Raw genomic sequence first — 7,438 nt, forward strand, 5'->3', positions numbered from 1 at the left:
GGGTCGCCGGAGCCGGGGATCGGGTCCTCGGTCAGCGGCGGGATGATCTGCGTGCCGGAAGGGGCGGTGACCGTGAGGTAGATGTTGAGGTAGTCGCCCTTGACGCCGCGCAGCACCTCGTCGGTGAAGGGGTACGTGAACAGCACCTCCAGCGAGTCCGGCAGCGCCTGCCCGGCGTCGGCGAGGTTCTTCAGCACGGGGCCGAGGGCCTTGAGGTCGGCGACCATGTCCTCCTTGCTCGCGTCGATGGTCTCCACCGCGACGTCGGAGAGCCGGTCCAGCGAGCGCAGCATGGTGACCAGCGAGCCGCGCTGCTCCTCCAGCACCTTCATGCCGGGGCTGAGGTCGTCGAGGACGACGCCGATCTCGGTCCTGCGGGTGGCGAGGGTGGCGGACAGCCGGTTGACGCTGTCGAGCGCGTCGGTGATGCCGTCCTTGTTGTCGTCGAGGCTCTTCATCAGGGTGTCGACGCGCTTGAGCATGGAGCGGACCTGCGGCTCGTTGCCGTCGAGCGCGTCGTTCAGCTCCCGGCTGATGGTGCGCAGCTGCTCGATGCCGCCGCCGTTGAGGAGCATCGACAGGGCGCCGAAGACCTCCTCGACCTCGGGGTTGCGGTTGGTGCGGGCGAGCGGGATGTCGGGCTCCGCGCCGGCCGGGGCCGCGGCCGCGGTCACATCCCCGGGGGCGGTGCCCAGGCCGCCCGCGTCCTGCGCGTCGATGCGCTTCTCGGCGGGCGGGGCAAGCAGTTGGACGTACTTCTCGCCCAGCAGGCTCGACTGCTCGATCCGGGCGTACGCGCCGGAAGGCAGCCGCACGTCGCCGTTGACCTTCATGGTGACCAGCGCGGTCCAGCCGTCGTCGGCGACCTCGATGCCGGTGACCCGGCCGACGGCCACGTCGTTGACCCGCACCGAGGACTGCGGCACGAGGCTCAGCACGTCCTCGAACTCGGCGGTGACCTCGTACGGGTGGCTGCCCAGGTCGGCGCCGCCGGGCAGCGGCAGGTCCTGGATGCCGGTGAACTCGACGTCGGCGCTCTGGTAGACCTCCATCACCACCAAGGGCGAGGCGAGGACGAGCGCGGCGGTCGCGATCCCGGCGACCGCCTTGAGGTACCGGTTCATCGCCCGCCTCCCCGCTCGGGCGTGCCGTAGACGTCGCCGACCGCGGGCAGCGGCAGCCCGGGCAGCTCCGCGCGCCGCTCGGCGGGCGCCGGTACGAGCCCTTCGCGTCCGGTGGCGCCGCCGGTGGCCGCCAGGCCGGCGTCCGGCGGGCCGCCCATGCTCAGCTCGTTGAGGTTGCCGCGGCCGTCGATGGTGCGCTTGCCGGGGTTGTACGCGCGCAGCAGGTTGTCGGTGGCCAGCGGCGCGGCGTCCAGCGCCTCGGCGAGCGAGGCCCGGTTGTCGACGAGCGTGCGGGTGAGCGAGGCGAGCTTGCCGACGTTGGTCCTGAGCCGGCCGCGGTTGTCCTCGATGAACCCCTGCACCTTGCCGAGGGCTTTGCCCAGTTCCTTCAGCGCCGCGGCCAGTTCGTCCTTGTCCTCGGCGAGGAAGGTGCCGACGTCGGCGAGCTGCCGCTCGGCGTCGCGCACCTGCGCGTCGTTCTTCTTCAGCATGGTGGTGAAGGACTGCAGGTTCTCGACCGTGGCGAAGAGGTCGCCGCTGCGGCCGGAGAGCGTCTGGGTGGCGTCGCCGAACCGGTCGATGCTGTCGCCGATCTCCTTGCCGTTGCCCTCCAGGTTGCGGGCGCCGGTCTCGATGAGCCCGCTCAGCTCGCCCTGCGCGTTGGCGCCGTCGGGGCCGAGGGCGTCGCCGAGGTCGGTGAGGGAGGCGTACAGCTCGTCGATCTCCACCGGCGTCGCGGTCCGTTCGACGGGGATCTCGTCGCCGTCCGCCAGCTCGGGCCCGCCGGTGTAGGCGGGGCTGAGCTGCACGTAGCGGCCGGAGACCACGCTCGGTGCGATGACCGCCGCCTGTACGTCCGCGGGCGCCGGGACGTCGTGGTCGAGGGTCAGCTCGACGCGCACCCGGTCCCCTTCGGGCTCGACGGAGTCGACGGTGCCGACCTTGACGCCCAGGATCCTGAGGTCCGAGCCGCCGTAGAGGCCGACTCCGGAGTCGAAGTAGGCGGTGACCGCCTTGCCTTCGGGGCCCGAGAGCGCCCGTACGCCCCAGGTGCCCGCGGCCGCCAGCACCGCCGCGGCGACCAGCAGCGCGACCGGTCTGCGGGGCCGCAGCCCGCCCGCGGCCGCGCGGACGCGCCGGGCCGCTCCCGTTCCAGGCCGTATCCTCATCGGCCCCCCTTCGGCTTGGGCGGCTTGCAGCCGGCGTCCGGCACGACGTCCGGCGCGTAGTCCTTGGGCACCAGGCCGCACAGGTAGCTGTCGAACCAGCGCCCGCTGCCGAGGGTGTTGCCGACGAGCCGGTAGTACGGGCCGGCCGTGGCCAGCGCCTTGTCGAGGTTCTTCTCGTTGTCCTGGAGCACGTCGGTGACGCGGTCGAGGGCGTCGAGCGTCGGCCCGATCTGCGCCTCGTTGTCGTCCACCAGCCCGTCCAGCTCCTTCGCCAGGTCCCGGGTGCCGGTGAAGAGGGCGTGGATCGCGTCGCGCCGGGCGCGTACCTCGGCGAGCAGGTCGTTGCCGTCCTCCAGCAGCGTCTCGAACGTGTCGTTCTGGTTCTTCAGGGTCTTGGTGATCTCGTTGCTGCCGGACAGCAGCCGGGCCAGCTCGGCATCCCGGGAGGAGAGGGTCTCGGAGAGGTCCGCCAGCCCGTTCGCCGCCTTGCGCACGTTCGGCGGGGTGTCCTCGAAGGTCTCCGAGATCACCTCGAAGCTGTCCGCGAGGGCCTTGGTGTCCAGTTCGCCGACGGTGGACGACAGGTCCTGGAACGCCTGCGTGACGTCGTACGGGGACGTGGTGCGGTCGACCGGAATGGGCTGGTCGGCGTCCTGCCGGGCGTCCCCGAGGGGGTCGACGGCCAGGTACTTCTCGCCGAGCAGCGTCTCGATGGCGATGGCGGCGGTGGACCGGTCGCCGATCCAGGCGTCGCGCACCGTGAAGTCGACCGCGACCTTCGCCCCGTCGAGCCCGACGCCGTCCACCTCGCCCACCTTCACGCCCGCGACCCGCACCTCGTCGCCGGGGCGCAGCCCGGCGGCCTCGGAGAAGTGGGCGGTGTAGGCGGTGCCGCCGCCGACGCCGGGGAGCGCGTCGGCGCGGTACGCGGCGAGCCCGCCGAGGGCGAGGACCAGCAGCCCCACCAGCGCCACGGCGACGGGGTTGCGTTCGCGTACGGGTTTCAGCGCGGGCAGTCTCATCGCTCGCACCTCGGCTGGGTCACGGAGATCCCGGTCGGCGGCTCGCTGCCGTCGGACGTGCTCACGCCCGTCACCTGCGCCTCGCAGAGGTAGAGGTTGAACCACGAGCCGTACGAGGCGAGCCGCCCCAGCGTGGCCATCTTCACCGGCGTCCGCTCCAGGAACTCCTCCACCAGCGGCACGTTGTCCGCCAGCCGCTCGGCGACGCGGCCGACCTGGTGGATGTCCTCCTTCAGCGGGGCGCGGCCGTCGTGTACGAGGTCGGCGGTGCTGGCCGTCAGGTCGCCCATGGCGTCGACGGCGCGGAAGAGCGGCTTGCGGTCGTCGGCGAAGCCGGAGACCAGGTCCTGGAGGGTGACCAGCAGGTCGTTGAACTCCTTCTCGCGGGTGTTGACGGTCTCCACCACCTCGGTGAGGTTGTCGATGACCTCGCCGATCACCCGGTCCTTCGCGGCGAGCGTGCTGGTCAGCGAGCCGACGGTCTCGACGAGGCTGTCGACCGTGCCGCCCTGGCCCTGGAGCACCTGGACGATCTCGTTCGCGAGCTTGTTGGTGTCCCGCGGCGACAGCCCCTGGAACAGCGGCTGGAAGCCGTTGAACAGCTCGGTGAGGTCGAGCGCGGGCCGGGTGCGCGCCAGCGGGATCGTGCCGCCTGGCGGGAGCGAGCGGCCCACCGGGCCCTCGCCCTGCTCCAGGTCGATGTAGCGCTGGCCGACCATGTTGAGGTACTTGACGGAGGCGTTGACGGAGGCGGGCAGCTCCCGCCCCTCCCGTACGGTGAACCCCACTCGCGCGTGCCGCCGCCCGCTCAGCTCGATGGACTCGACCTCGCCGACCTTCACCCCCGCCACCCGCACGCTGTCGCCCTCGACGAGGCCGGTGACGTCGGTGAAGCGGGCGCTGTAGCCGTCGGTGGGGCCGACGCCGGTGTTGGCGATGGAGAAGGCGAGGGCGGTGGTCGCGAGCGCGGTGACCACGACGAAGACGAGGGACTTGACCAGCGGCCCCGCGAGGCTTCTTCTGTTCACTTCAGCCGCACCTCCGTGCCGCGGAAGACGGGTCCGGCGAGCACGCTCGACCAGTCGGGCAGGTCGGCGGGCGGGCTCTCCATGCCGGCCGCGAGGAGTTCGTTGACAAGCTGGTTCTCCGCCGGGGAGTTGGGCAGCCCGAGGGCGTCCTCGTCGGTGGCGAGCGTCTTCGCGGACTGCGGCCGGCCCGCCGCGCCGCCGCTCCTGGAGGGCGCGCCGGTGTACGGGACGCCGTAGCACCGCGGGCCGCCGCCGGCGTCGAAGCGGGGGGTGTCCCGGCCGGGTACGTACTTGCCGCGGGACGGCAGCACCTCGACGTCCGCGTGCAGTCCGGGCTTGTCGGTGCCCTTGCCGAGCGCCTTGTCCATGACGGGCACGAAGTCGGCGAGGGTACGCAGCGTGCAGGGGAACGCCGGCGCGTACTCGGCGAGCTTCTCCACCGTGGGCCGGCCCTCCGCGGACAGCTGGATGATGTTCTCCCGGTTCTGCTCCAGGAAGGTGTCCAGGTCCTGCGACGTGGTCGTCAGCGTGCCGTACAGCCCGCCCAGGTCCTCGGCCTTCTCGGCGATGGTGCTGCTCGTCGTGGTCGCGTCCTGGAGCGCGTTGATCAGGTCGGGGACGGCGTCCGCGTACAGGTGGCCGAACTCGACCAGCTCGCGGATGTCGCGGTTGAGCGTCGGCAGGTGCGGGTTGAGCTTCCGCAGGTGGTCGTCGAGTTCGACGAGGGTGTCGCCGAGCTTCTTGCCGCGGCCGTCGAGCGCGTCGGCCATGGCGGTGAGGGTGGCGGAGAGCTTCGACGGCTTGACGGCGGTGAGCAGCGGCATCACGTTGTCGAGCACCTGCTCCAGCTCGATGGCGTTCTTGCTGCGGTCCTGCGGGATGACGCTGCCCGCCGCCAGCGTCTCGCCGGCCGCGCCCCCGTCCGCGGGCGGGACCAGGGAGACGAACCGCTCGCCGAACAGCGTGGTGGGCAGCATCTGCGCGGACACGTCCGCCGGGATGCGGTCGAGTTGGCCGGGCTTGAGGGCGAGCGTCAGCCGGGCGATCTCGCCGCCCTCCTCCGCGGAGATCTCCCGCACCTCGCCGACGACGACGCCGCGCATCTTCACCTCGGCATACGGGTGCATCTCGTTGCCGACGCTGCCGGTCTCGACCGTGACGGTCGCGGTGTCGGTGAACTCCTTGTTGTAGACGGCCACGGACAGCCACACCAGCAGCGCCAGCACGAGCAGGAACACCAGCCCCGCCAGCCTGCGTCTCGTCGTCTCCAGCGCGTCGCTCATCCGGACACCTTCACCGTGGTCGTGGTGCCCCAGATCGCCAGGCTGAGGAAGAAGTCGGTGACCGCGATGAGCACGATCGCGGTACGCACCGAGCGCCCCACGGCGACGCCGACGCCGGCGGGGCCGCCGGTGGCGCGGAAGCCGTAGTAGCAGTGCGCGAGGATCACCATCACGCTGAAGATCAGCACTTTCATGAACGACAGGAGCACGTCGGTCGGGGAGAGGAAGAGGTTGAAGTAGTGGTCGTACGTGCCGGCGGCCTGGTCGTTGTAGAACACGGTGACGGCGCGCGAGGCGAGGTACGAGCTGAGCAGCCCGATCCCGTAGAGCGGGACGATCGCCACGACCCCGGCGATGATGCGGGTGGTGACGAGGTACGGCATGGAGCGCACGCCCATGCCCTCCAGCGCGTCGACCTCCTCGTTGATCCGCATCGCGCCGAGCTGGGCGGTGAAGCCGGCGCCGACCGTGGCGGACAGGGCGAGCCCGGCGACGAGCGGGGCGATCTCGCGGGTGTTGAAGTACGCGGAGACGAAGCCGGTGAAGGCGGCGGTGCCGATCTGGTTGAGGGCCGCGTAGCCCTGGAGGCCGACGACCGTGCCGGTGAACAGGGTCATCGCGAACATCACGCCGATGGTGCCGCCGATGACGCCGAGGCCGCCGCTGCCGAAGGCGACCTCGGCGAGCAGCCGCTGCACCTCCTTGAGGTAGCGGCGGGCGGCCCGCGGGGTCCACAGCAGGGCGCGTACGTAGAAGATGAGCTGGTCGCCGGCCTGGTCGAGCCAGGAGAGCGGGCGGTCGAGGAGCCGGCCGGGACGCAGCCGCCGGGGAGGCCGCTCGTGCTCCCCCGCCGTGCCGTCCTTCTGGACCAGGGCCATCGCTCAGCCTCCCTTCGGGGGGACGACCTGCAGATAGATCGACGTCAGGATGGTGTTGACGAAGAACAGCAGCAGGAAGGTGATGACGACGGACTGGTTGACCGCGTCGCCGACGCCCTTGGGGCCGCCGCGCGGGTTGAGGCCGCGGTAGGCGGCGACGATGCCGGCGATGAACCCGAAGATCAGCGCCTTGATCTCGCTGATGTAGAGGTCGGGGAGCTGCGCGAGGGCGGAGAAGCTGGCGAGGTACGCGCCGGGGGTGCCGCCCTGGAGGATGACGTTGAAGAAGTAGCCGCCGAGCGTGCCGACGACCGAGACCAGCCCGTTGAGCAGGACCGCGACGCCCATCGTGGCCAGTACCCGGGGCACCACGAGCCGCTGGACGGGCGAGACGCCCATGACCTCCATCGCGTCCAGCTCCTCGCGGATCTTCCGCGAGCCGAGGTCGGCGCAGATCGCCGAGCCGCCGGCGCCGGAGATCAGCAGCGCCACGATGAGCGGTGACGCCTGCTGGATGACCGCGAGGACGCTGGCGCCGCCGGTGAAGGACTGGGCGCCGAACTGCTGGGTGAGCGAGCCGACCTGGAGGGCGATCACCGCGCCGAAGGGGATCGACACCAGGGCGGCGGGCAGGATCGTCACGCTGGCGATGAACCAGAACTGCTCGACGAACTCGCGCAGCTGGAACGGCCGCTTGAAGGACAGCCGGGCCACCGAAAGCGCCAGCGCGAACAGCTTCCCGGTCTCGCGCAGCGCGCCGGCACCGGGTACGGACCAGCCGGGGGCCGTCTCCTTCGGCGCGGCCTCCGGCTCCCCGCCGGGGTCCGGGTCCGGGGGGTCCGGGGGCTGCGGGACGGGCGGCAGGGTCGCGGTCACGGCCGCTCCTCCGGGGGCGCGGGCATGGTCAGCGTCTTCGCGTGGGCGACCGAGCCGC

At 71.7% G+C, this 7,438-nt stretch carries 7 protein-coding genes; all 7 read right to left on the reverse strand.

Annotation, left to right across the window (positions count from 1 at the left end; genetic code table 11):
- On the reverse strand, positions 1 to 1,124 hold a 1,124-nt coding region (locus H5J30_RS11955), incomplete at its 3' end, for an MlaD family protein (protein ID WP_181787416.1).
- Entirely contained in the window at positions 1,121 to 2,293 is a 1,173-nt protein-coding gene (locus tag H5J30_RS11960; RefSeq protein WP_181787417.1) for an MCE family protein, read from the reverse strand. The genes H5J30_RS11955 and H5J30_RS11960, both read right to left, overlap by 4 nt.
- Positions 2,290 to 3,315, reverse strand: coding sequence for an MCE family protein (locus H5J30_RS11965; protein WP_181787418.1), 1,026 nt, complete (start codon positions 3,313 to 3,315; stop codon positions 2,290 to 2,292). Before H5J30_RS11965 ends, H5J30_RS11960 begins: the two co-directional genes overlap by 4 nt.
- Positions 3,312 to 4,343: an MCE family protein gene (locus H5J30_RS11970; RefSeq protein ID WP_181787419.1), complete on the reverse strand. Its 1,032-nt coding sequence runs from the start codon at positions 4,341 to 4,343 to the stop codon at positions 3,312 to 3,314. The genes H5J30_RS11965 and H5J30_RS11970 overlap by 4 nt, the downstream gene beginning before the upstream one ends.
- Positions 4,340 to 5,626: an MCE family protein gene (locus tag H5J30_RS11975; RefSeq protein ID WP_181787420.1), complete on the reverse strand. Its 1,287-nt coding sequence runs from the start codon at positions 5,624 to 5,626 to the stop codon at positions 4,340 to 4,342. The genes H5J30_RS11970 and H5J30_RS11975 overlap by 4 nt, the downstream gene beginning before the upstream one ends.
- Positions 5,623 to 6,504 carry an MlaE family ABC transporter permease gene (locus tag H5J30_RS11980; RefSeq protein ID WP_258563264.1) on the reverse strand — a complete coding sequence of 294 codons (882 nt, stop codon included), beginning with the start codon at positions 6,502 to 6,504 and terminating at the stop codon, positions 5,623 to 5,625. Before H5J30_RS11980 ends, H5J30_RS11975 begins: the two co-directional genes overlap by 4 nt.
- 3 nt (positions 6,505 to 6,507) lie before the next feature.
- Positions 6,508 to 7,380 (reverse strand): MlaE family ABC transporter permease, encoded by an 873-nt coding sequence (locus tag H5J30_RS11985; protein WP_181787421.1) that lies wholly within the window; start codon positions 7,378 to 7,380, stop codon positions 6,508 to 6,510.
- Between the last annotated feature and the right edge of the window lie 58 nt (positions 7,381 to 7,438).

This window comes from Streptomyces phytophilus, from assembly GCF_013870535.1.
Lineage (GTDB): Bacteria > Actinomycetota > Actinomycetes > Streptomycetales > Streptomycetaceae > Streptomyces > Streptomyces phytophilus.

Coding starts and splice junctions, on each gene's coding strand:
- H5J30_RS11960 (WP_181787417.1), bottom strand. CDS start 2,293: ATGAGGATACGGCCTGGAACGGGAGCGGCCCGGCGCGTCCGCGCGGCC.
- H5J30_RS11965 (WP_181787418.1), bottom strand. CDS start 3,315: ATGAGACTGCCCGCGCTGAAACCCGTACGCGAACGCAACCCCGTCGCC.
- H5J30_RS11975 (WP_181787420.1), bottom strand. CDS start 5,626: ATGAGCGACGCGCTGGAGACGACGAGACGCAGGCTGGCGGGGCTGGTG.
- H5J30_RS11980 (WP_258563264.1), bottom strand. CDS start 6,504: ATGGCCCTGGTCCAGAAGGACGGCACGGCGGGGGAGCACGAGCGGCCT.